This is a genomic window from Pseudarthrobacter sp. NPDC058196 (genome assembly GCF_042882685.1).
Lineage (GTDB): Bacteria > Actinomycetota > Actinomycetes > Actinomycetales > Micrococcaceae > Arthrobacter.
This window is the reverse complement of record NZ_JBHVVN010000003.1, coordinates 139306-163441: the sequence shown is the minus strand read 5'-3', so window position 1 is coordinate 163441 and position 24136 is coordinate 139306. Positions and strand designations below refer to the sequence as shown.

25 protein-coding genes are annotated in these 24136 nt (G+C 64.9%); 22 read left to right on the top strand and 3 right to left on the bottom strand.

The features are described 5' to 3' along the window. Positions 1-6 precede the first annotated feature (6 nt). The 20 genes from prfA (at position 7) to ACFVVC_RS05720 (ending at position 20017) form a co-directional block, all read left to right on the top strand. Entirely contained in the window at positions 7-1080 is a 1074-nt protein-coding gene (gene prfA, locus ACFVVC_RS05815; protein WP_387450114.1) for a peptide chain release factor 1, read from the top strand. Positions 1081-1094: 14 nt separating this feature from the next. Continuing rightward, entirely contained in the window at positions 1095-1994 is a 900-nt protein-coding gene (prmC, locus tag ACFVVC_RS05810) for a peptide chain release factor N(5)-glutamine methyltransferase (protein WP_387450112.1), read from the top strand. Further along, the gene (locus ACFVVC_RS05805) at positions 1991-2743 is read left to right on the top strand and encodes an L-threonylcarbamoyladenylate synthase (protein WP_387450111.1); all 753 of its coding nucleotides are present in this window, start codon (positions 1991-1993) and stop codon (positions 2741-2743) included. Before prmC ends, ACFVVC_RS05805 begins: the two co-directional genes overlap by 4 nt. Before the next feature lies 1 nt (position 2744). Further along, a complete protein-coding gene (locus ACFVVC_RS05800) occupies positions 2745-3656 on the top strand; it encodes a glycosyltransferase (RefSeq protein ID WP_387450109.1) in 912 nt (303 codons plus the stop codon). Between the two features lie 6 nt (positions 3657-3662). Continuing rightward, positions 3663-4625 (top strand): glycosyltransferase, encoded by a 963-nt coding sequence (locus tag ACFVVC_RS05795; protein WP_387450107.1) that lies wholly within the window; start codon positions 3663-3665, stop codon positions 4623-4625. A 99-nt stretch (positions 4626-4724) separates the two neighbouring features. Then, complete coding sequence (locus ACFVVC_RS05790) at positions 4725-6593, top strand: polysaccharide biosynthesis protein (RefSeq protein WP_387450105.1); 1869 nt, start codon at positions 4725-4727, stop codon at positions 6591-6593. Beyond that, on the top strand, positions 6590-7615 hold the full coding sequence (locus tag ACFVVC_RS05785) for a glycosyltransferase family 4 protein (protein WP_387450103.1): 1026 nt from the start codon (positions 6590-6592) through the stop codon (positions 7613-7615). Before ACFVVC_RS05790 ends, ACFVVC_RS05785 begins: the two co-directional genes overlap by 4 nt. A 99-nt stretch (positions 7616-7714) precedes the next feature. Then, complete coding sequence (locus ACFVVC_RS05780; protein ID WP_387450101.1) at positions 7715-8197, top strand: hypothetical protein; 483 nt, start codon at positions 7715-7717, stop codon at positions 8195-8197. Next, on the top strand, positions 8190-8528 hold the full coding sequence (locus ACFVVC_RS05775; RefSeq protein ID WP_387450099.1) for a hypothetical protein: 339 nt from the start codon (positions 8190-8192) through the stop codon (positions 8526-8528). Before ACFVVC_RS05780 ends, ACFVVC_RS05775 begins: the two co-directional genes overlap by 8 nt. Positions 8529-8609: 81 nt before the next feature. Next, complete coding sequence (atpB, locus tag ACFVVC_RS05770; RefSeq protein WP_026264239.1) at positions 8610-9410, top strand: F0F1 ATP synthase subunit A; 801 nt, start codon at positions 8610-8612, stop codon at positions 9408-9410. A 109-nt stretch (positions 9411-9519) separates the two neighbouring features. Then, on the top strand, positions 9520-9738 hold the full coding sequence (gene atpE, locus ACFVVC_RS05765; RefSeq protein WP_003804776.1) for an ATP synthase F0 subunit C: 219 nt from the start codon (positions 9520-9522) through the stop codon (positions 9736-9738). 55 nt (positions 9739-9793) lie between these two features. After that, the gene (locus ACFVVC_RS05760; protein WP_387450096.1) at positions 9794-10345 is read left to right on the top strand and encodes a F0F1 ATP synthase subunit B; all 552 of its coding nucleotides are present in this window, start codon (positions 9794-9796) and stop codon (positions 10343-10345) included. Then, positions 10345-11172, top strand: coding sequence for a F0F1 ATP synthase subunit delta (locus ACFVVC_RS05755; protein ID WP_387450094.1), 828 nt, complete (start codon positions 10345-10347; stop codon positions 11170-11172). Before ACFVVC_RS05760 ends, ACFVVC_RS05755 begins: the two co-directional genes overlap by 1 nt. 78 nt (positions 11173-11250) lie before the next feature. Continuing rightward, a complete protein-coding gene (gene atpA / locus ACFVVC_RS05750; RefSeq protein WP_387450092.1) occupies positions 11251-12888 on the top strand; it encodes a F0F1 ATP synthase subunit alpha in 1638 nt (545 codons plus the stop codon). A 73-nt stretch (positions 12889-12961) separates the two neighbouring features. Continuing rightward, positions 12962-13852: a F0F1 ATP synthase subunit gamma gene (locus tag ACFVVC_RS05745; protein WP_141942080.1), complete on the top strand. Its 891-nt coding sequence runs from the start codon at positions 12962-12964 to the stop codon at positions 13850-13852. An 82-nt stretch (positions 13853-13934) separates the two neighbouring features. Continuing rightward, a complete protein-coding gene (gene atpD / locus ACFVVC_RS05740; RefSeq protein WP_018760118.1) occupies positions 13935-15389 on the top strand; it encodes a F0F1 ATP synthase subunit beta in 1455 nt (484 codons plus the stop codon). A 1-nt stretch (position 15390) separates the two neighbouring features. Then, positions 15391-15675 (top strand): F0F1 ATP synthase subunit epsilon, encoded by a 285-nt coding sequence (locus ACFVVC_RS05735; protein ID WP_018760117.1) that lies wholly within the window; start codon positions 15391-15393, stop codon positions 15673-15675. Positions 15676-15685: 10 nt separating this feature from the next. After that, the gene (locus tag ACFVVC_RS05730; RefSeq protein ID WP_387450089.1) at positions 15686-16117 is read left to right on the top strand and encodes a DUF2550 domain-containing protein; all 432 of its coding nucleotides are present in this window, start codon (positions 15686-15688) and stop codon (positions 16115-16117) included. 4 nt (positions 16118-16121) lie between these two features. Next, on the top strand, positions 16122-17450 hold the full coding sequence (locus tag ACFVVC_RS05725; protein ID WP_387450087.1) for an alpha/beta hydrolase: 1329 nt from the start codon (positions 16122-16124) through the stop codon (positions 17448-17450). Then, positions 17432-20017, top strand: a complete 2586-nt coding sequence (locus ACFVVC_RS05720; RefSeq protein ID WP_387450085.1) for a phosphatidylglycerol lysyltransferase domain-containing protein — start codon at positions 17432-17434, stop codon at positions 20015-20017. The genes ACFVVC_RS05725 and ACFVVC_RS05720 overlap by 19 nt, the downstream gene beginning before the upstream one ends. Positions 20018-20161: 144 nt before the next feature. Here the strand turns inward: ACFVVC_RS05720 and ACFVVC_RS05715 are convergent, their stop codons facing one another. Then, the gene (locus tag ACFVVC_RS05715) at positions 20162-20365 is read right to left on the bottom strand and encodes a cold-shock protein (RefSeq protein ID WP_011692441.1); all 204 of its coding nucleotides are present in this window, start codon (positions 20363-20365) and stop codon (positions 20162-20164) included. A 305-nt stretch (positions 20366-20670) separates the two neighbouring features. After that, complete coding sequence (nucS, locus tag ACFVVC_RS05710) at positions 20671-21366, bottom strand: endonuclease NucS (RefSeq protein WP_026264238.1); 696 nt, start codon at positions 21364-21366, stop codon at positions 20671-20673. A gap of 103 nt (positions 21367-21469) precedes the next feature. Between nucS and ACFVVC_RS05705 the strand changes: the two genes are divergently transcribed. Both ACFVVC_RS05705 and ACFVVC_RS05700 read left to right on the top strand, forming a co-directional pair. Beyond that, positions 21470-21817, top strand: a complete 348-nt coding sequence (locus tag ACFVVC_RS05705; protein ID WP_387450082.1) for an ATP/GTP-binding protein — start codon at positions 21470-21472, stop codon at positions 21815-21817. 71 nt (positions 21818-21888) lie between these two features. Next, positions 21889-22686 (top strand): alpha/beta hydrolase, encoded by a 798-nt coding sequence (locus tag ACFVVC_RS05700; RefSeq protein WP_387450080.1) that lies wholly within the window; start codon positions 21889-21891, stop codon positions 22684-22686. 47 nt (positions 22687-22733) lie between these two features. On the opposite strand, the gene ACFVVC_RS05695 is transcribed toward ACFVVC_RS05700, so the two are convergent. Beyond that, positions 22734-24047: an AI-2E family transporter gene (locus tag ACFVVC_RS05695; protein WP_387450078.1), complete on the bottom strand. Its 1314-nt coding sequence runs from the start codon at positions 24045-24047 to the stop codon at positions 22734-22736. Between the last annotated feature and the right edge of the window lie 89 nt (positions 24048-24136).

Here is a 24136-nt window from a genome sequence, read left to right as displayed (position 1 = left end):
TGAAAAATGTTTGAGTCCGTACAGGGCCTGCTTGATGAGCATGACGCTATCCAGGCGCAGCTGGGGGATCCTGCTGTTTACGCTGACCAGCGGCTTGCCCGGAAGCTGGGGCGTCGGTCGGCTCAGCTTAATGGCATCGTCGAGGCCTACCACAAGTGGGAAGGCATCCGGGATGACCTTGCTGCCGCCAAGGAGATGGCTGCGGAGGATCCCGAATTCGCTGCCGAGGTCCCTGAACTGGAAGCCTCGCTGGAGACCGCTGCCGCCAAGTTGCGGCGCCTGCTCATTCCGCGCGATCCCGACGACGCCCGCAACGTGATCCTCGAAGTCAAGGGCGGCGAAGGCGGCGACGAGGCCGCCCTGTTCGCCGGCGACCTGCTGCGCATGTACACCCGGTACGCGGAGTCCCGCGGTTGGAAGACCGAAATCATCTCCGCCACGGAATCCGACCTTGGCGGGTACAAGGACGTCCAGGTGGCCGTCAAGGGCAACTCCAACGACCCCGCCGAGGGCGTGTACGCCCGGCTCAAGTTCGAAGGCGGCGTGCACCGCGTCCAGCGCGTGCCCGTCACCGAGTCCCAAGGCCGCATCCACACCTCGGCCGCCGGCGTGCTGGTACTGCCCGAGGTGGACGAGCCCGAAGAGCTCGAGATCAACCAGAACGACCTCAAGATCGACGTCTACCGTTCCTCCGGTCCCGGCGGCCAGTCCGTCAACACCACGGACTCGGCCGTCCGCATCACCCACCTTCCCACTGGCATCGTGGTGGCCATGCAGAACGAGAAGTCCCAGCTGCAAAACCGCGAAGCCGGCATGCGCGTGCTCCGCGCCCGCATTCTTGCGCACCAGCAGGAGCAGATTGACGCCGAAAACTCGGCCCAGCGCAAGTCCCAGATCCGCACCATGGACCGCTCCGAGCGCATCCGCACCTACAACTACCCGGAAAACCGGATCGCGGACCACCGCACCGGCTACAAGGCGTACAACCTGGACCAGGTGATGAACGGTGACCTCGAACCGGTTATCCAGTCCGCCATTGAGATGGACGAGCAGGCGCGGCTGGACGCCATCGGCGACTGACCGGAAGCCTACCCATGAGTGAGCCCACCCAGACGGCCCCTGCCCAGTCCCTGGCCGCAGCGGTCCGAGAGGCCGCGGAACGCCTGGCCGAGGCCGGTATCCCCAGTCCCCGGGCCGACGCCGAGCTGCTGGCGGACCATCTCCTCAACGTTGGGCTGGGACGCCTCCGGGCCCTGATGCTCGGCGATACGCCTGCTCCCGCGGGCTACGCCGAGCTGGTGGCTGAACGCGTCCGCCGCACGCCGTTGCAGCACATCACCGGGGTGGCGCACTTCCGCTACCTTGAACTGGCGGTCGGTCCCGGCGTCTTCATCCCTCGGCCGGAAACCGAATCCGTGGTCCAGCTGGCCATTGACCATGTCAAGGGCATGCAGGCTCCCCGGATCGTGGATCTGGGCACCGGCTCGGGCGCCATCGCAGGGTCCGTCGCGCACGAGGTACCCGACGCCGAGGTGCACGCCGTTGAGTTCAGCCCGTTTGCGCACGCCTGGGCAGCGAAGAACCTGGCACCCCTCGGCGTCAACCTCGTCCTGGGGGACCTGCGCAATGCGCTGCCGGAACTCAACGGAACAGTCGACGTCGTGATCTCCAACCCGCCGTACATCCCCGCCGCGGCCACCCCGAATGAACCCGAAGTGGCCCTGCATGACCCGCCCGAGGCGTTATACGGCGGGGGAGCGGACGGCATGGAACTTCCGACGGCGGCAGCGGCCTCGGCCGCCCGGCTCCTGCGCCCCGGGGGCTACTTCGTCATGGAACACGCTGAAGTCCAGGCCGGCTGGATTGCCGCCGTGCTCGACCGGACCGGCGCCTGGACAAGCATCAGTACGCACCTGGACCTCAACGGCAAGGAGCGCGCCACCAGCGCCGTGCTCGCGGACCAGGCCACACGGAATGAAAGAATGGGCCAGTGACCACAACCTACAACTGCACCATCGACGACGAGCGGGCACAGGGCCTGGAACACGCCCAGCGTGCCATCAGCGAAAAGAAGTGCGTGGTTCTCCCCACGGACACGGTCTACGGGATCGGTGCAGACGCATTCTCCCCGCAGGCCGTCACCATGCTGCTGGTCTCAAAAGGCCGCAGCCGGACCATGCCGCCGCCCGTCCTGATTCCGCGTATCAATGCACTGGACGGCCTGGCCACAGAAGTGTCAGCTGACGCGCGCAAGCTCGCCGAGGCTTTTTGGCCCGGCGGCCTCACCCTGATCCTGCATGCCCAGCCCTCCCTCGACTGGGACCTCGGCGAGACCAGGGGCACCGTGGCGCTGCGGATGCCCGCTGACGAGGTGGCCTTGGAACTGCTGACACTGACCGGCCCGCTCGCCGTCTCCTCTGCCAACCGCACCGGCCAGGCACCGGCGCAAACCGCGGCAGCGGCGCGCGAACAGCTGGCAGACTCCGTCGAGGTGTACCTGGAAGGCGGGCCGCGCCCGCTTGAAGGTGAAGCGGGCGTCCCGTCAACCATCGTGGACGCCACCGGGCCCATCCTCCGCGTGGTCCGCAACGGGTCGGTCAGCCTCGACCGGCTGCGCGAGCACGTCCCCGGCGTCCTGGGGCTCGGCGAAATCCCGATGGCGGCGGAAGAACCGCACACCGAAACCGCCGGTGGGCCGGACGCCACCGTTGCGGGCGACTCCGACGCCGCTCCGGAAAACTGACATGCAGCCCAAAGTCGCCGTAGCGGCCGTCACCTTCGACCGCCACGAGGAGTTGGCCCTGCTCCTGGCAGGCCTGGCCGCCCAAACCGCTCCCATCCATTCCATCGCCCTGGTGGACTCCGGCACCGTCCCCGCCACCGACGTCGTCAACGCCGTGGGCGCGGACAACATCAACTACCTGCGCTCCGAAGCAAACCTTGGCGGCGCCGGCGGGTTCGCCTACGCCATCCTCGCCGCCATGGCCAGTGGCGCCGAATGGATCTGGATGATGGACGACGACGGCCACCCGGAGGACGCCACCTGCCTGGCCGAACTGCTCCACACCGCCGACGAGCACCAGCTGGACATCATCAGCCCGCTGGTAGCCGCCACCGCCGATCCCAACCGGCTCTCCTTCAATTTCCGCATCAACGGCCTGCTGACCAACGACAGGTCCCGGCTCGCGCCCATGGGCTACCTCCCGGACATGGTGCACTTCTTCAACGGCGCGCTGATCCGGACCGAGGTCTTCTACAAGATCGGCATCCCTGACGTGAAATTCTTTATCCGCGGGGATGAAGTCGATTTCCTGTCCCGGGTGAAGAAGGCAGGCCTGAAATACGGCACCCTGGCCACCGTCGCCGTGCAGCACCCCGCCACGTGGACCGAGATGAAGCCGGTGTTCGGCGGCTTCATCACGCCCGTCATCCCGGAGGGCGAGTTCAAGCGCTACTGCTATTTCCGCAACCGCGGCTACCTGACCCGGAAATACCGCAACCTGCGCTGGTTCAGCGCCGACATCGTCGGTTTCCCGTACTACTTCCTGAAGAACGGTGACTTCAAGGGCCTGGCACACTGGTTCGGCGCCTACTCGACGGGCTTCCGCGGCAAGGGCTTCGGCTCGCCCGCGGAACTGATGTCCGCCAGGAACTAGGCCGCCGTGGACAACCTGTACGCCGTCGTCGTCACATTTAACCGGGCCGACTTCCTGCGCAACCTGCTCCACTCCTTCACCGGGCCGGGCAGCGCTCCCGCGCAGGTCCTGGTGGTGGACAACGCCAGCACCGACCACACGGCCGACGTCGTGGCGCAGGCGATGTCCGCCGGCGGACCGCCCATCCGGTACGTGCGGCTGGACCGGAACGTCGGCGGCGCCGGCGGCTTTTCCCGCGGCGTCGAACTCGCACTGGAGTCGGGGGCCGAGTGGCTGTGGCTGATGGACGACGACGTCGAGGTCCTTCCCGGCGCCGTGGACGCCTTCGACAAATTCACGCCCGAGTATTCCTGCATGATCGGCCGCCGGTACGACGCCAACGGCAAACCCTTCTTCTGGCAGCACCATTTCGTGGAATCGCTGGGCGTCTTCCTGCCGGTCTCGCGGGACGTGTTCAAGAACTCGGACGTGTTCCGCACCAACGTGGGGAATTTCGAGGGCATGCTGGTCAAGGCCTCGGTGGCCCGGGAGATCGGACTGCCGGACCCGCGCTTCTTCATCACCTGGGACGACCTCATCTACGGCTGGCTCGCGGCACAACGGACGCCGGTGGTGTACGTGAACGCCTTCGTCATCAAGAAGGTCCGTGCCCAGCGGCAGGTGGACCTGGGGCTGCGCCACCTCAATGATTCCTCCGACCTCAGCCGGCGCTACGTGATGCGCAACCGAGGACACGTGGCGCACTACCTGAAGGCGTACGGCAAGTACAACCGGGCCGGTTTCGCGGCGGGGACGGCCTTGACTTTCCTCAAGGAAGTAGCCCGGCTGGTCCTGGTGGAACGCACCCTTGAGGGCTCCGGCGCGCTGTGGCGCGGATGGCGCGAATCACGCACGATCCTCTCGGACACCGGGTGGAATCCCATGCCTCCGGTGCCCGCGCATCCGGGAAGTGGTAGCCGAAGAGATTAGTATCGTTCTAGGTCCCGACGCCGTCCGACGGTTTTGCGGCGGGGCATTTTGCAAAAAGGCGCTGGCCGCCGTGGTAGTGGAAGTCGGTTGCATCTTCTGTTGAGTACAAAATCTGAAACGCGCGCACCCGCCGCCGTACGGGACGAGAAACCCGCCATCTGGATCTGGATCCAGATGTTCCTCGACTCCATGTCGTGGGTTGTGGCCATCGTCCTGGCGCTGCTGCTGCGCTATGAGATGGGTATCCGGGTGGAGCAGTTCGCCGGTGCCTTTGCCATCGCTGCCATCGCCGTCGTCGTCCAGATGCTGGCAGGATACTCACTGGCCTTGTACCGGGGCCGCTATCCGTTCGGCAGCTTCCAGGAAGCCCGGGCACTGGTGTTCGTCACGGTCATCGTGGCCGCCTCCATTACCGCCAGCCTGCTGGTCCTCTATGAGGCCATCAACATCGGCCGCAGCGTCGGCCTGATCGCTTTCCCGTTCGCCTGCCTGTTCATGGGCGCCGCGCGCTACGCCAAGCGGCTCTACGCCGAAAGCAAGACCCGCCCCGGAGACGGGGCACAAAATACGCTGGTCTACGGCGCGGGGTTCCTCGGCAATTCTTTGGTGACCCGGATGCTGCAGGACCCGGACTCGCCCTACTTCCCTGTGGGCCTGGTGGATGACGACCCCGCCAAGAAGCACCTGCGCCTCTCCGGTGTCCAGGTGCAGGGCCGCGGGGACGACCTCCCCGCCATCATCCGGCGCACCCGGGCAACCGTCCTCGTGGTTGCCTTCGCCAACGTCGAGGCCGGCCTGGTGCGCCGTATCTCCGACGCCGTAGCCGGGCTCAACGTCCGCGTCCTGGTCCTGCCGCCGCTGCGGGACATGCTCGGCAGCGGTGCGCCCGCGGGATTCTCCGATTTCCGCGATGTGGCAGTTGAAGACCTGATCGGCCGGCGCCCCGTGGACATCAAGGTCGACGAAATTGCCGGCTACATCACGGGCAAGCGGGTGCTGGTGACCGGCGCCGGGGGTTCCATCGGCTCGGAACTCTGCCGCCAGATCGTGCAGTTCGACCCGGCGGAACTGATCATGCTGGACCACGACGAAACCGGGCTGCAACAGACCCAGATATCCATCACCGGCCGCGGCCTGCTGGCCGGCCGCGACACAGTCTTGGCCAACATCCGCGACGGCGAGGCCCTCCAGGAGATCTTCGCTGACCGGCGGCCCGAAGTGGTGTTCCACGCGGCAGCACTCAAGCATGCTCCGCTGCTCCAGCAGTACCCCGTGGAGGCCTGGAAGACGAACGTGTGCGGCACGTTGAACGTGCTGCGCGCTGCCCGCCGGGCAGGCGTCTCGAACTTCGTTAACATTTCCACCGACAAGGCCGCCAACCCCACCACAGCCCTTGGCCACTCCAAGCGGGTGGCCGAAAAGCTGACCGCCTGGATGGCCGGGCAGACCCATAAGAAGTTCGTCTCCGTCCGCTTCGGCAACGTCATGGGCAGCCGAGGCTCCATGCTGCCGCTCTTCACCGAACAGATTCGCGTCGGAGGTCCGGTCACAGTCACCGACCCCGATGTCACGCGCTTCTTCATGACCATTCCCGAAGCCTGCCAGCTGGTGATCCAGGCCGGTGCGATCGGTGCCGGCGGCGATGTCCTCATCCTTGACATGGGCGAACCGGTCCGGATCCTCGATGTTGCACAACGCATGATCGCCATGTCCGGCAAGGACGTGGAGATCATTTACACCGGGCTGCGGCCGGGGGAGAAGCTGCACGAGGAACTGGTGGGTGCCGGAGAATTGGACAAGCGCCCCCTGCACCCCAAGATTTCGCACACCCGGGCGACCGAGCAGGATCCGGACAAGCTCGACCTCAACGTCTGGCTGGCCCGCTGTGAAGCGGAACAGGGCGTCAGCATCAGCGACATTCCCGACGACGAGGCCGATGACACGGGCGCCATCAGGGTTGCGTCATGACGCCGCTGCTGCTGGTGGCACTGGCAACCCTGCTGGCCAGCCTCCTCCTCCCGTTCGCGGTGAAGCCGTGGTTGGTCCGGATGGGGGTGGTGGACGTCCCCTCCGCCCGTTCATCGCACGTCAAGGCAACCATCCGAGGCATGGGTGTCGCTGCCGCACTCGCCACCGTCATCGGCTACGCGGCAGCTCTCCTCCTGGGCGTCGTCACCGTTGACCGTTCCGTGTCCGCCGTCGTCCTGGCGATCATTGTGGCTTGCGCCGTCGTCGGCTGGATCGAGGACCTGCGCGGCCTGTCCATCCGCGGCCGCGCGGCTGCCCAGCTAGGTATCGGAGCCGTCGGGTCCGTGGTCCTGATCGTGCTGACCGGGCAGTCCTTCTGGTGGCTGCCGCTCGCGGCGCTGGCGATCGCGGCGTACGTCAACATTGCCAACTTCATGGACGGCGTCAACGGTATCTCGGGCCTGCACGGGGTCACCGCCGGCGGGGCCTACGCGCTGGCCGGTATGCTGGCGGAACAACCGTGGCTCACGGCGGGCGGAGCCGTGCTTGCGATGTCCTTCCTCGGGTTCCTGCCATGGAACCTGGGCCGGGGCTCGGTCTTCCTGGGCGACGTCGGCAGCTACCTGCTCGGCGCATCCGTGGCCGCCCTCGCCGTAGCGGGCTTCCTCGGCGGGGTCTACGTGGAGTACGTCCTCTCGCCCATCCTGGTGTATGCCGCTGACACCGGCTACACGCTGCTTCGGCGGATCAAAGCGGGGGAGCGCTGGTACGCATCCCACCGTGAGCACGTCTACCAGCGGCTCACGGACGTCGGCTTCTCGCACCTGCAGTCGGCTGCCGCCGTTACTGCCTGCACGGTCGCCGTCATCATCCTCGGCTTTGTCGCCGCCACCGCGTCGTTGCCGGTGGTGGCCCTGTGCGTTGCCGGCACGGTCCTGGTCCTCGTGGTGTACCTGGCCAGCCCGGACCTGCTGGGACGTCGCCGCCGCAGGTCCAAAGTCACACGGCTGCCGGTGACCTAGCCATGTTCTATCTCGTGTAGAATTTAGGGGCAGCCCAAGCTGCTCCTCCACCCTTTACCTCCTGGCGCCCAGCCGTGGGGTGCCGACGATTGGGATCGAATGACCTCCAACGCCGAGTCCGGACCCGCGTCCGGCCATGGCCACGTTGGCTCTTCGGGTCCCACCCGCTCGCTCTGGCTGAACCTGCTAAAGCGCAGTTCGATTGCCGCCACGGCAGGACTTGCGCTATGCGCCGTTCCTGCCGCGCTCCTTAATGGAGCAAGCGGGGCAGTTTCCAGTTTCCTCGGTGGCCTGCTGGTGATGCTGTTCTTCGGAATCAGCCTGCTGGTTGGCCACTTCGTGGGACGCCGTAATCCGTCCGGCGCGATTGGCGTGTTCGTAGCCACCTACTTCATCAAAGTAGTTGGCTTCGCGGTCGTCCTGTTCGTGGTCGGGGCTCCGGCATGGCTCCACGGACGCTGGTTCGTCATAGGTGCCGTGGTCGCCGTCGTCCTCTGGCAGGCTGCCGAGATCCATGGCTTCAGCAAAGCCCGCCTCCAGATCTACAACGATCCGGAAGAGAAGGGACCCACCGATGCGTAACCCGAAGAAATCCGACGCTGCCGGAAACGGCAGGCGCCGATCCAACGGCTCCGCACCCGGTGAATCCGAGGCTTCGACGGACGGCGGCTACAACGCTGGAATGGCGGTGTTCAGCTACATCATTGGCGGAATCATCGTCTGGAGTTTGATAGGGTTGGGACTGGATTACGTGTGGGGAACGCGCTGGATCGTGCTCGCAGGCGCTCTGCTTGGAGCCGTCGGAGGTTTTTACCTTTCCCATATGCATGGCCTTACCAGTTCTCGCACAAACGCTGGTGATCGCCATGCTGCCAGCGGGCCGTCCCAGGACGGCAACACTAATGCCAAATAATTTCACAGGGGGAACAGCAGGCTGTCAGGCTGCCGGACCCCGCCCAACGCCCAATGATGGACACTGCAGAGAGGAAACGCGTTGATCGCGCTTGCGCTCCCGGCCCAAGATTCAGGAGAGTTCACTCCTCCTGGAATTAACGAAATGCATTTGCCGGCAATCCTGCCGTGGGGTGCCGCAGAAGGATTCTCCAAGCAGATGCTGCTGGTCCTCCTCTCTGTCGTCTTTATCGCCGTCTTCTTCGTGCTCGCCGCACGCAAGCAGCAGCTGGTACCCGGCAAGCTCCAGTTCGCCGGCGAGGCCGCCTACGGCTTCGTCCGCAACGGAATTGCCAAGGACATCATCGGCGGCAGGGACTTCATCAAGTACGTCCCGCTACTGTTCAGCCTGTTCTTCTTCATCCTGGTCAACAACATCTACGGCGCCATCCCGGTGTTCCAGCTCCCCACGTTCTCGCACGTGGGTGGAGCGTATGTGCTGGCCGGCCTCGTCTACGTGACCTGGATCGCCATCGGCATCAAGAAGAACGGCCTGCGCTACTTCAAGCTGGCAACCGTGCCCTCCGGTGTCCCGTGGTACATCCTGCCGATCGTCATCCCGATCGAGATCATCTCCAACTTCGTCGTCCGGCCCGTCACGCACAGCCTCCGTCTGTTCGCGACCATGCTCGCCGGCCACCTCATCGTGATGATCGCCGGTTCCGGCATCGAGTACCTGATCATGCAGGAGAACTTCCTGCTCAAGGGCACGTCGGTCCTTGTCCTGGCCGGTGCCATCGCCATGTACATGCTTGAAGCCCTGATCATGGTCCTCCAGGCCTACGTCTTCACGCTGCTGACCGCGATCTACATCGAAGGCGCACTCCACGCCGACAGCCACTAGGCACGCCGTCGGGGCGCCTGGTCCCTGACGGCACACACAGAATTCCCCTCGCGGGGATGAAGCAACCCAAACAACCTGCCACACAAGTGGCATCTTGAAAGGAAAAAAAATGGAAGGCTCCATCAACGGCTCCCTCAACCTCATCGGCTATGGCCTCTCGGCTATCGGCGGTGGTATCGGTGTGGGTCTCGTGTTCGCTGCCTACATCAACGGCGTTGCACGCCAGCCGGAAGCCCAGCGCGTCCTGCAGCCCATCGCATTCCTTGGCCTGGCGCTGACCGAAGCACTCGCCATCCTGGGCCTGGTCTTCGCTTTCGTTCTCAAGTAAACCCTGAGAACTTCAGCGAACATTCAGAACCGAGTAGATAAAGGACGGGTGAAATATGCATCAGCTGAACATCTCAGCCGCCGCTGAGGGCGACGTCAACCCCCTTATTCCCAATGGCTGGGAAATGCTGGTTGTCTTCGTTGGCTTTGCCATCCTCTTTTTCATCGTGGTCAAGTATGTTGTCCCGATGTTCGAGAAGACCTTCGCCGAGCGTGCCGAGGCCATTGAAGGCGGCATCGCCAAGGCTGAAAAGGCCCAGGCTGAGGCGTCTGCTGCACTCGAAGAGTACAAGCAGCAGCTGACCGACGCCCGCACCGAAGCAAACCGCATCCGTGAGGAAGCCCGCGCCGAAGGTGCCCAGATCCTCGCGGATCTCAAGGAAAAGGCGGCAGCAGAGTCTGCCCGCATCACCGCGCAGGCCCACGCACAGATCGAATCCGAGCGCCAGGCGGCCGTTGTGTCCCTGCGCTCCGAGGTTGGCACCCTGGCAACCACCCTGGCAGGCCGCATCGTGGGCGAGTCCCTCGATGACGACGCCCGTTCAGCACGGGTCGTGGACCGCTTCCTGGCAGATCTGGAGTCCCAGAACGCAGGTGCAGCTAAATAATGGCAGGCGTATCGAGCGAATCGCTGGCAACAGCCCTGGCCGCCCTGGAAGCGAAGCTTCCGACGGCATCACTGCAGCTGGCAAAGGAACTCTTCGGAATTCTGGGAACGGTGGACAGCTCGGCTGGTTTGCGCCGTGCCCTGACTGACCCCTCCCGCAGCGGCGACGAGAAATCGGCGCTGGTCAGGCAGCTGGTTGGCGGAAAAGTCTCCGCTGATGCGGCTGAGATCGCGGGCGGACTGGCCAGCTCACGCTGGGCATCGGCGCGCGACATCGGCGATGCACTCGAGACTCTTGCCGCAACGGTGGTCATTTCCGTTGCTGAAAACAAGTCGGCCGTTTCTGCCTCCGGAATCACTGGCCTGGAAGAACTGGAAAACGATCTGTTTTCCTTCAACCAGGCTGTTGCCTCCAGCCACGAGGTACAACGTGCTCTGTCCGAACCGCAGGCCAGTGCGGCAGCCAAGGCTACCCTCGCCGAGAGGCTGGCGCCTGGCGCCAGCGAAGAAGCCAAGGTGCTCATCACCCAGGCCGTCACCCAGCCCCGCGGCATCAAGCCCACCCGGCTGGTGGAACGGTTTGCCGAACTGGCGGCCAAGCGGCAGCAGCGCTGGATTGCAACAGTCAGCGTGACCCGGCCGTTGTCGCAGACACAGCTTGCGCGCCTCCAGGCGGGCATGAACGCACTGTACGGGCGGGAACTGAAGGTCAACGTCATTGTTGACCCGTCGCTCATTGGCGGAATCCGCGTCCAGGTGGGCGACGAGGTACTCGATGCCTCGGTCCTTACCCGGCTGGGAGAACTGCAACGCCAGCTGGCCGGCTAGCCGGACAAGCACAACCAAACTGATAGAAACCCCGGTCACCGTTTGCGGTGATCACAAACAGGAGAGCAGGGACTGCAGATGGCCGAATTGACCATCAACGCCGACGACGTCCGTAATGCGCTGAACGAGTTCGCGGCGTCCTACGAACCCGGGAACGCAGAGCGCGTAGAGGTCGGCCGCGTAACCGCCGCAAGTGACGGAATCGCCCGTGTTGAGGGCCTTCCCTCGGTCATGGCGAACGAGCTGCTGCGCTTTGAGGACGGCACCCTGGGCCTGGCCCAGAACCTTGACGTCCGCGAGATCGGCGTCATCGTCCTCGGTGACTTCACCGGCATTGAAGAAGGCCAGGAAGTCCACCGGACCGGGCAGGTTCTGTCCGTTCCCGTGGGCGACGCCTTCCTCGGCCGCGTTGTGGACCCGCTGGGCGTGCCCATCGACGACCTCGGCGAGATCAAGGCCGAGACCACCCGCGCCCTGGAGCTCCAGGCTCCCGGCGTGACCCAGCGCAAATCGGTTCACGAGCCGATGCAGACCGGCCTGAAGGCCATCGACGCGATGATCCCGATCGGCCGCGGCCAGCGCCAGCTGATCATTGGCGACCGCCAGACTGGCAAGTCCGCCATCGCGATCGACACCATCATCAACCAGAAGGCCAACTGGGCTTCCGGCGATGTCACCAAGCAGGTCCGCTGCATCTACGTCGCCATCGGCCAGAAGGCGTCCACGATTGCCGCCATCCGGCAGACGCTGGAGGACAACGGCGCGCTGGAGTACACCACCATCGTGGCTTCTCCCGCCTCCGACCCCGCAGGCTTCAAGTACCTTGCACCGTACGCCGGTTCGGCCATCGGCCAGCACTGGATGTACGGCGGCAAGCACGTCCTCATCGTGTTCGACGACCTGTCCAAGCAGGCCGAGGCCTACCGTGCAGTGTCCCTGCTGCTCCGCCGCCCGCCGGGACGCGAAGCCTACCCGGGCGACGTCTTCTACCTGCACTCCCGCCTGCTGGAGCGTTGTGCCAAGCTCTCCGACGAGCTCGGTGCCGGCTCCATGACGGGCCTGCCGCTGATCGAGACGAAGGCGAACGACGTGTCCGCCTACATCCCGACCAACGTCATCTCCATCACCGACGGCCAGATCTTCCTCCAGTCGGACCTCTTCAACGCCAACCAGCGCCCCGCTGTTGACGTTGGTGTCTCGGTGTCCCGCGTTGGCGGTGCAGCCCAGGTGAAGTCCATGAAGAAGGTCTCCGGTACTTTGAAGCTGGACCTGGCCCAGTACCGCGACATGCAGGCGTTTGCCATGTTCGCATCCGACCTGGATGCTGCATCCCGCCAGCAGCTGACCCGTGGTGCCCGCCTGATGGAACTGCTGAAGCAGGGCCAGTACTCACCGTTCCCGGTCGAGGACCAGGTTGTTTCCATCTGGGCCGGAACCAACGGCTACCTGGACGACGTTCCCGTCGAGGACATCAGCCGGTTCGAGGCTGAATTCCTGGAGCACCTGCGCCACAAGTCCTCGATCCTGACGACGCTGGCACAGACCAACGTCCTGGACGACGACACCGTCGCAGCTCTGAAGTCCTCGATCGTGGACTTCAAGAAGGGCTTCTTCGGCGAGGGTGACAACCACCTGGTAGGCGCCGGCCACGAGGAGCACGACGCTATCTCCGAGGGCGAAGTCGACCAGGAAAAGATCGTCAAGCAGAAGCGCTAGTTCCGCACTGCCGGGTGTGCCGGGCCGCCTAGGTCCGGCACACCCGGCGACGGAATGTTAGGAAAGGATAAGTATGGGAGCCCAGATCCGGGTCTACCGCCAGAAGATCAGCTCGACCACGTCGATGCGCAAGATCTTCAAGGCGATGGAACTGATCGCTACCTCGCGCATCGGGAAGGCCCGTGCGCGCGTAGCAGCTTCACTGCCTTACGCGAACGCGATCACGCGCGCCGTTTCTGCTGTCGCCAGCCAAAGCGAAATCGACCACCCGCTGATCACTGAGCCGGAGCAGATCCGCCGTGCCGCAGTCCTGGTAATCACCTCGGACCGCGGCCTGGCAGGTTCGTACTCGGCCAGTGTCCTCAAGCAGGCGGAAGGTCTCAACGAGCTGCTCCGCGCCGAAGGCAAGGAAGTCAAGACCTACGTCGTGGGCCGCAAAGCCCAGGCCTACTTCGATTTCCGGAACCGCGAGTACGCGCGGGTCTGGACCGGAGGTACCGACGCACCCGAGTTCGCTACTGCCCGTGAAATCGGCGCAGCGTTGCTGGCAGAATTCGCGACCGACTTCGAAGACGGCGGCGTGGACGAGATCCATGTTGTCTACACCCGCTTCAAGTCCATGGTCACCCAGGAGCCGACGGTCATCCGTCTGCTCCCGCTTGAAGTAGTGGAAGAGCAGGCTGAATCTGAATCGGATCTCCTGCCGCTGTACGAGTTCGAACCGGAAGCCGAGCGTGTCCTTGACGCCCTGCTGCCGCGCTACATCGAATCCCGTATCTTCGCAGCCATGTTGCAGGCAGCAGCTTCCGAGCTCGCAGCCCGCCAGCGGGCGATGAAGTCCGCAGGCGACAACGCAACGGACCTGATCAAGAAGTACACGCGTCTGCGCAACACGGCCCGCCAGGCCGAAATTACGCAGGAACTCTCCGAGATTGTTGCCGGTGCCGACGCCCTCGCGTCCTAGCCTGCAGTGCCCCGGTTCCGCGTAACCAGCACCACCACAGATAAACTTAACCCCACGCCATCTACTGAATGAAGTGAGAGAGATGACTGCCACTGCTACCGAACACGTAGCCGCAACGTCCGGTGCAACCGGCCGTATTGCGCGCGTAATCGGCCCGGTTGTCGACGTCGAATTCCCGGCTGACGCAATCCCGTCGATCTACAACGCCCTCACCACCGAGATCACTCTCAACGGTGAGACCAAGACCATCACGTTCGAGACCTCCCAGCACCTGGGCGACAACCTCGTGCGCGCCATCTCCCTGCAGGCAACCGACGGCCTGGTCCGCGGCACCTCCGTGGTTGACAGCGGCGCCCCCATCTCCGTGCCCGTCGGCGACGGAGTCAAGGGCCACATCTTCAACGTGCTGGGCCAGCCCCTGGACGTTGCCGAGTCGGAACTGGACATCAGCGAACGCTGGCCGATCCACCGCAAGGCTCCGAGCTTTGCTTCGCTCGAAGGTTCCACCGAGATGCTCGAAACCGGCATCAAGGTCATCGACCTCCTCACCCCGTACATCAAGGGTGGAAAGATCGGCCTCTTCGGCGGCGCCGGCGTGGGCAAGACCGTCCTGATCCAGGAAATGATCACCCGTGTTGCCCGCAACTTCGGTGGTACTTCCGTGTTCGCCGGTGTTGGCGAGCGTACCCGTGAAGGTAACGACCTTTGGGTTGAAATGGAAGAGGCAGGCGTCCTCAAGGACACCGCCCTTGTCTTCGGCCAGATGGATGAGCCGCCGGGAACGCGCCTGCGCGTGGCCCTGTCCGCCCTGACCATGGCGGAGTACTTCCGCGATGTCCAGAACCAGGACGTGCTGCTGTTCATCGACAACATCTTCCGGTTCACCCAGGCCGGCTCCGAGGTCTCGACCCTGTTGGGCCGCATGCCCTCGGCCGTGGGCTACCAGCCCAACCTTGCCGATGAGATGGGCCTCCTGCAGGAGCGCATCACGTCCACCAAGGGCCACTCCATCACCTCGATGCAGGCCATCTACGTTCCCGCGGATGACTACACCGACCCGGCTCCGGCAACGACCTTCGCCCACTTGGACGCGACCACGGAACTTTCCCGTGAAATCGCCTCCCGTGGCCTGTACCCGGCCGTTGACCCGCTGACGTCCACGTCCCGAATCCTGGATCCCCAGTACATCGGCAAGGACCACTACAACACGGCTGTCCGCGTGAAGCAGATCCTGCAGAAGAACAAGGAACTCCAGGACATCATCGCCATCCTCGGTGTCGATGAGCTCTCCGAAGAGGACAAGATCGTCGTGTCGCGTGCACGCCGCATCCAGCAGTTCCTCTCGCAGAACACTTACACCGCCAAGCAGTTCACCGGCGTTGAGGGCTCCACGGTTTCCATCAAGGACACCGTCGAAGGCTTCTCGGCGATCTGCGACGGCGAACTCGACCACATCGCGGAGCAGGCGTTCTTCAACGTCGGTGGCCTCGATGACGTTGAGCGCCAGTGGGCCAAGATCCAGGAACAGACCAAGTAGTATGGCTGAGCTTGAGGTTGAGATTGTCGCAGCGGACCACTTTGTGTGGTCCGGAGCGGCCAAGATGGTCAAGGCCCGCACCAGCGATGGTGAAATCGGAATCCTGCCCGGCCACTCGCCCCTGCTGGCGATCCTGGCCGAAGGTGAACTGGCCATCCAGCCAGTGTCAGGGGACCGCATCGCGGTAGATGTTGACGGTGGGTTCTTCTCCGTGGACAACAACCGTGTGGTCATCGTTGCTGACAACGCCCAGCTGGGCGGCTCGGCTACCGCTGGGATCCGCTAGCACGACCTTGATGGACGCGCCGGGTATTTCGTTCATCGCACTGGCAATCGTGTTCGGATTGCTGATTATTGCACTGTGCCTTTCGGGGGTGCGCCGTTTCAACTTGCGGCGCGCCCTCGGCACTGTGGACGCCTCCATTTGCGTTGCTGGTAACAGCTGGCAAATGGGGGTTTGTCGTTATCAGGACAACGACCTTGAGTGGTTTCGGTTGATCTCCCTGAGCGTTCGCCCGAAGTACACCTTCAAACGCAGTTCGCTGGAGCTCCTGGGCAGGCGCAAGCCCACAGAAGCCGAAGCAGTCAAGGTCCAGCCGGACGTGGTCATCGTCGAACTCCGCTACGAGGGACAGGACCTGCACCTGGCCATGAAGTTCGACGCATACACGGGACTTTCGTCATGGCTCGAAGCCGGTCCTGTCATCGGCGTAGGGACCTGGCGCTAGCCACGTGGACTGGCTTTCAGATATCCGGCTTACGGACGGCCCCCTGTTTGGGACTGTCCTGGTATTGGGATTGGGCGGCGCGGCCTACCTCCTGGTACCACCTTCCCGCGCCTGGGAAACTTTGGGCTTGCGTACGCGTGCCTGGGCAATCCGTGTTTTCATTGCCATCGCCGCAGCATTCGTTCTGGTAGCAACCGTCCACTGGGTCATGATCAACGTCCTTACCGTCTTTCCGGAGGACATCCCGGGCCCTGTTCTCCTGTGGTTCGTGCCGGGTGTTTCGGCCGTCATCCTGGGAATCCTGAGGCTGCCGCGGACCTCCTGGACCCATTATGGGAGCGGCTTTGTCGCAGCGCTCCTGGTGGTGGCCCTCTCTACCCTCCAAATCAATGCCTACTTCGGCCTGAACCGGACTGTCAGTGACTTGCTGGGGACCGCGCTGGCCCGAATTCCCGTCCTTGAACAGGAGCTTATGCGCCACCCCGGCGAATCCGACGGCGTGCCGCTCCAGGGCTGGAAGCCGGCTGGTGACCTGCCTGCCGGCGGTGTCCTGCGGAAGACAGCCATCCCGGGAACGTTGTCCGGGATGAGCAACCGGGATGCCTACATCTACCTCCCGCCGGCCTATTTCGCCGCCAACCGTCCCGCCCTGCCGGTGCTCGTCCTGGTGGCCGGCCAGCCCGGCGGTCCCGCGGACTGGCTTACCGGCGGTGCAATCCGTGGCCACATGGATTCGTTTGCCGCGGCGCACGGGGGAGTGGCACCGGTGGTGGTCATCCCCGACCCCAACGGATCACAGTCCGCCAACACCATGTGCATGGACAGCAAGATCGCGAAGGCGGACACGTACCTGTCGCAGGACGTGCCGCGGTGGATCAGTTCGACCCTGGCCGTTGACACCAACCACAGCCACTGGGCCGTGGGTGGATTCTCGTTCGGCGGCACGTGCGCCATCCAAATGGGAACCAGGCACCCGGACGTGTACGCGGACGTGCTCGGGTTCTCCAGCGAGGCCGAGCCCGCCGTCGCCAAGGAGCGGCAAAAGACCATCGACGCAGCTTTCCCCGGGAACCCGGACGAATTCATCAAGCAGACTCCACTGGAGATCATGAAACACCAACGGTTTGAGACCAGCGGCATGTACCTGACCGCGGGCCAGAACGATCCGGAGTTCGTGGGGAACCTCCATACGCTCGCCACGGCAGCCAGGGACGCCGGCTTCACCGTGCAGGCGCAGGAGGTTGAACGCACCGGACACTCCTGGGACACGTCGTCAAAGCGCTTCGGCGATGCCCTGACATTCCTTGGCAGCCAATGGGGGCTGCAGTGGTGAGCGCCAGGAAACCGGACCGCACAGCGGCGTTGATGTGGGCCACCGTTGGCCGTCCCGCCGTGCAGCAAACCCTTGACACGCTCAAATCCATGCCGTTCACCTTGGGTGTCGTGGCAGTGTTCCTGGTGGCAGCCGCCGCGACGGGAAGCTTCCTGGACGGCCCGCCGGAACAACTCCTGGGACTTGCCTCGGTCAGCGGGCCAGGCCTTCGTGCCGGCAAGTGGTGGTCCCTTTTCACCAGCATGTTCTTTGCCACCAACCCGTTGGCCTACCTCACGGCGTCTTTGATGATGATCCTGCTGCTGGGCCTGGCCGAGCGCAGGCTGGGACGCCGCGCCGCCGTCGGACTCTACTTTGGCGGGCAGTTCGCCGCAGTCACCGTCTTCCTCCTGGTCACCCAAGTGGCCGTGTATGTCGGCGACGGCTGGCTGGACCACATGGCGGGCGACATCCTGATCGGACCCTACGCCCCGGTCTTGACCGCAGGCCTGGCAGCCAGTGCCCGGATCACCCTGCTGTGGCAGCGCCGGCTCCGTACCGCGGTGTTGTCCGTGTCGATCCTGCTGGTCCTCTACGTTGGCCACGCTGAAACGGTGATCGGCCTCATCGGTGCCCTCCTTGGCCTCCTGGCGGGCTGGTGGATCCAGGGCGACCAAGGGCGGCTCCACCGGCACCGTTCCACCGGCCGCGAAACCAGGAACCTCCTGGCCCTCACGGTCGCAGTCTTTGCCGTGGGGCCGATCCTGACCGGTATTACACGGGCTCCCACGGGCCCGCTGGCACTGCTGCGCGACGTCGTCCTCAGCCCGATGCCTACGCTCAGCCAGCTGGTGTTCAACTGCGGGGCAACGGTGGACGCTTCCTGCCTGGAAACCGGCAGGGGCGGGTTTGCCGGGCCATTCGGCCTGGCGCTGGCAGTGGTGCCGGTCATCCTGCTGCTTATCTGCGCGGACGGCATGCGCCGCGGCCGCAGGCTGGCACTCAACATCGCCCTTGCCATCCAGCTGGCCGTGACGGCCCTGGCGGCTGTCTACCTGGCCCTGTTCGCCCTGGTCCCGTCACGCCTTCAGTCCACCCATTCGACGCCGTTGTCTTCGGCCTTCGCCCATGTTCTTCCCTTGGTGATCGTTCCGCTGCTGCTTGCGGTCGTCCTGTGGCTCAACCGCCGCCAGTTCCGTGTCCAGACCCGGCCCGGCGCACGGCGGACGCTCGCTGCGGTGGTCTGCGGCACGTGGCTTGCCCTGGCCGGTTCCTACACGGTGGCGTGGTTCCTGTCCGGCGGCCTTGCCCGGGACGGCGGTCTGCTGGGCCTCTTCGGCGAATTGGCGCGGCAGTACGTGCCCGTCCCCATTCCGCAGAATTTCCGCCGTGTTTTCGCGGAGCGGGACAGCGCCGAGGCGCTACTCTTCGCCTACTCCGGACCGGTGTTCTGGATTGTCGCCCTGGTGGCGGTGTGGTGGGTCCTCATCGGGCGGCACCATGGCCTGGGATTCGGCCGGCAGGACCGGGACCGTGCCCGCGAGCTGCTTCATCAAGGCGGCGGCCCGCTGTCCTGGATGGCGCTGTGGGAGCCCAACACGTACTGGTTCAGTCCGGACGGCGCCGGTGCCATGGCCTTCCAGCAGCACGGAACCGTGGCGTTGACCCTGGGGGGCGCCCTCGGCGACCGCCGGGTGGAGCAGCAGGTGACTGAGGGGTTCCTGGACTACTGCCGCACGCAGGCGCTGATCCCTGCGCTTTATTCGTGTGACGACACCCTGTGGCCGGCGTTGCGGGAACGGGGCTTTTCGCGGGTGGCAGTGGCGCAGGAGACGCGGCTGAGGCTGAATGAACTGGAGTTCAAGGGCAAAGAATGGCAGAACGTCCGGACCGCATTGAACCGGGCCTCGAAGCTCGGCGTCCATGCCGTATGGGGCTCCTACCATTCGCTGCCTGCTGCCCTGCGTTCCCGGCTTAACGAGGTATCGGAAGAATGGGCTGCCGGGAAGTCAGTTCCGGAAATGGGCTTCACGCTGGGGGGAGTGGACGAGCTCGACGACGCGGAGGTCCTGTGCTGCCTGGCCGTGGACGGCAACGGCACCGTCCACGGCGTGACCAGTTGGCTTCCCGTGTACGACGACGGCCGGCTGGTCAGCAGGACGCTTGACGTCATGCGCCGCGGCAGCGAGGGATTCCCCGGCGTGATGGAATTCCTGATTGCTTCCGCAGTCCTGGAGCTGAAGGATTCGGTGGACGTCATTTCCCTGTCGGGCTCACCGCTGGCCAGCCGGCCGGAGGAGCAGGCCGATGCGGGAGAAGACGCCGAAGGAGACGCCGGCGCCACCGACGAGGGGGCACAAAACCTGGTGCGCATCCTGGACCTGGTGGGTCACGCACTGGAGCCGGTCTATGGTTTCCGCTCGCTGGCAGCGTTCAAGTCCCGGTTCAAGCCGGAGTACCGCGCGCTCTATTTGTACTACCAGGATCCGCTCCACCTGCCGGTGATTGGGCGCGCACTGACCCGGGCTTACCTTCCCGGCCTCTCGCTTGCCCAGGGTGCACGCCTGGTCCGCAAACTGGTCACCTGACCGCGGAAACGGCGGTGGGCAGCCGGCCGCCGGGGATGGGCGCCTGCGGTGCTCTCCCAGCGGGCGCAAACACAAATGATCCCCGGCATTCCTGCCGGGGATCATATGCGTCGCTGACGGCCGCCGGGCGGCCGCGCAGGGTGACTAGACGAGCGTTACGCCGGTAGCCTGGGGACCCTTGGCGCCCTGGCCGATCTCGAACTGAACGCGCTGGTTCTCGTCGAGGGTCTTGAAGCCGCCGGTCTGGATCTCGGAGTAGTGAACGAAGACATCGCCATCGGAGTCATCCGGGGTGATGAAGCCGAAGCCCTTTTCAGCGTTGAACCACTTCACAGTTCCCTGTGCCATTTATTTCTCCTCATTGTGGAACTTTTTAAGACCGGCACACCTCGTGCCGACCTTGGTCACTCCGCGAGAAGAATCCTGGATTGCCTTGCCATAAAGGTCCGGCCCTGCAGGAGCTTCGCGCTCGCAACATGTCTTGCGAGCATGAAAAACACCTACACAAAGACTGAGACCAGAATTTCATGCCCATTCCCGCAGGTCAACGGCCCGAACACGAAAATGCATAAAATTTAGGTAAAAACCAGGTGACAATGATGCTCCGGGATTTCAGGCCAATTATTAGGTGCCCAAAGCAACGGGCCATCCGGTCAGAAAAGCCGGGATTCGCTGTCGTCCACGCCGCGCATCGCGTCATAGTCCAGCGTCACGCAGGCGATGCCGCGGTCGTTGGCGAGCACCTTGGCCTGTGGCTTGATCTGCTGGGCCGCAAAGATGCCGCGGACCGGCGCCAGCAGGGGATCGCGGTTAAGCAGCTCCAGGTACCTCGTCAGCTGCTCCACGCCGTCGATGTCACCCCGCCGCTTCAGTTCCACGGCCACGGTGGCGCCATCCGCGTCACGGGCCAGGATGTCCACCGGTCCGATCGCGGTGAAGTACTCGCGCCGGATCAGGGAATATCCCTCGCCCAGCGTCTCTATCTGCTCGGCCAGGAGCCGCTGCAGGTCGGCCTCGACGCCGTCCTTGATCAGCCCGGGATCCACCCCGAGGTCGTGCGAGGATTCGGTGATCTTCTCGTGGATGTTAATGATGAGCCGGTCATCGGTCTTGGCCGACTGCACGGTCCATTGCTCCACTACGCCAAGTTCCAGGTCCACCTCGTCGGGGGATGAAACCCGCAGTGTGGCAGGCGGGCTCATCCAGTTCAGCGGCTTGTAGGAACCGCCGTCCGAATGCACCAGCACAGAGCCGTCGGCCTTGACCAGCAGGAGCCTGGTAGCGAGGGGAAGGTGGGCTTTGAGCCGGCCAACGTAATCAACGGAGCAATGGGCTATGACGAGTCGCACGCCGTACAGACTACCGCGTGGAGCCGCAGGGGCCATGCCGACGACGGCCGGCCGGGAGTGCACGGAGGCGCCTGCCGGCGGGCGGCTGGGGCAGAATGGATGCATGCCGCGTTCGAACCGTCCCCGCCGTCCTGTTTCCGGCAAGGGCGCTTCCGGCAGGGGAGCGGGGCGCAAGGGCCAGGAGGTCCCGGAACTCGACCTGGAACGGGCCCGGGCCGGCATCGCACGCCGGGAGAGCGCCCCGGACGGCGAATGGATGGTCCGCACCATGACCGCCAAAAACGCGGAGAAGACCTACATTTGCCCGGAGTGCTCCACGGCCGTCATGCCCGGCGTTGCGCACCTGGTGGTCTGGAAGGACGACCACCTCTTCGGGGCGGCGGCCGGCCTCGCCGAACGGCGGCACTGGCACACCAACTGCTGGATGTCCCGCAGCTACCGGTACCACTGACCGGGCGGGCGGCGCTTGCGTGCCCGGCCCGTCCGGGCTTCGGCCACCCGGTGGTCGCTAAGCTGGAAACCATGACTTTTGATCCGGCGTCGTTCCACTTCACCCAAGCCCAGGGACCCGCTCCCATCCGTGCTTCCACCGTCCTGCCCGCCCGGCGCGAGAACATCGAGCTGCAGACGGAGGACGGCCACACCCTGGTGGGCGAACTGGCACTGCCGGAGAGCGGCCCGGTCATCGCCACGCTGATTACCCTGCACCCGCTGCCCACACACGGCGGCTTCATGGATTCCCACGTCTACCGCAAGGCCTCCTACCGCCTCCCTGCATTGGCCGGCATCGCCGTCCTCCGGTTCAACACCCGTGGCACTGCCTCACCCCGCGGCACCAGCAGCGGCGGCTTCGAGGAAGGCATTGGGGAACGGTACGACGTCGAGGCCGCCGTGCGTTTCGCCGTCGACCGCGGGCTGCCCAACCGGTGGCTGGTGGGTTGGTCCTTTGGAACGGAACTGGCGCTGATGTACGGCGCTGTTGAGCCGGTGGCCGGCCAGATCGAGGGTGCGGTGCTGCTCTCGCCTCCGCTGCACCGCGCCACTGACAAGCACCTGCAGCAATGGGCCGAATCCGGCAAGCCCCTCACCGTCCTGGTGCCGGAGCACGATGACTTCCTCCAGCCGGCCGAGGCCGCCGGGCGCTTCAGCCTGGTGCCCCAGGCGGACGTCGTGGGCGTGGCCGGCGCCAAGCACCTGTGGGTGGGCGAGAAGTACGCCGCACGGGTGTTGAACGACATCGTCGCCCGCGTCAGTCCCGAAGGATCCGGAAGGCCGCTTCCGCTGGAGTGGGACGGCCCGACGGCGACCGCCGCGTCCTGAGGGTGCGCCCACGGGGTTCCGTCCCCCCCGGGACGGGGCGGCGTCCGCTAGTGCTGGTCCTGGCGCGCGATGTAGATTTCGCGGACCAGGAGCAGTACGGCGGCCGCGGTGGGGATCGCAATCAGGGCGCCCAGGACACCCAGCAGGCTGCCGCCGGCGATGACCGAGATCACCGCCACCGCGCCCGGGACCGCCACTGCCTTCTGCATGATGCGCGGGGAGATGAAGTAGGCCTCGAACTGCAGGTACGCGAAGTAGCAGATCGCGTAAACCGCGGCCGTCTGCCAGCCCTGCGTGAGGGATACCAGCGTGACCACGATGCCCGCGATCATGCCGCCCACCAACGGAATGAAGGCGAGCAGCACCACCACGAATGCCAGCAGCAGGGCGAACGGTACGCCGACAATGGACATCACGATGAAGGCGAAGGTGGCGTTGAGCAAGGCGACGCAGGCCTGGCCGATGACGTAGTTGCCCACCGACCTGGTGATTTCCTCCGAGAGGGCGGCCACCCGCTTCCGGCGGGAACGCGGCGCCAGGCGGTAGCCCCACTTCTTCATGGCCGGCAGGGCCGCCAGGAAATACAGGCTCAGCACCAGCACGATCAGGGTGCCGAAAAGGCTGTTGGCAAGGGTTGAACCAAATCCGACGACGCCGCCGAAGATTCCGCCCATGGCTGCCGGATCGTTGACGAACTTGTTCAGTTCCTCGGTGATGCGGTCCCTGACCCCGAACTGGTCATCGACACTGCGGAAGAAATCCGAATCCATGAAGTTGCGCACCCAGTCCGGTGCCTGGCGCACGATTTCGGAGACCTGCTCAACGATCGTGGGGATCAGGGTGGCGAAAAACCCGACGACGGCGCCCATCAGCACGGCCACCGACACAAGGATTCCGGCGGGCCGGGGAATCTTCCGGTTCTCGAGCCAGCCCACCACCGGTTCCAGGCCGAGGGCGATGAACAGCGCGGCAACAATCCACAGCAACAGTTGCGTGGTGTGTGATCCGATCCAGTAGACCAGCAGCGCCAGGCCCACGCCCACCGTTCCCATGAATCCCATGTAGAGCGGATGCTGGGGGGACATGCGCGGCCCCGGATGCCCAAACTGTGGCTCATCCTCGCCGTCGTACTCCGTCTCGGGAGCCTGGCCGCCGAATTCCGGCGGCATTTCGAACCGAAGCCGCGGCTGGGCGCCGGGCAACGGCTGGCTGAGCCGGCGGACCACCTGGCCAAGGGCCGCCGCGGCGCCGCCCCGGCGTCGGGCAGCTGCCATGGCCTGCGGAGCCGGGGCCGGGACAGCCCTGCCCGGTTCCCCGGAATTTTCGGCTGCCGGGGAGGACGGGTCCGTCTTGTCAGTCACTGGTTTTTGGGGCCTGTTCCGTGCGTGGCACCGCCTTCGCGGGCCGGTGTGATGATCATCGCAAACACTATCAGCAGGCTTGTCAACAA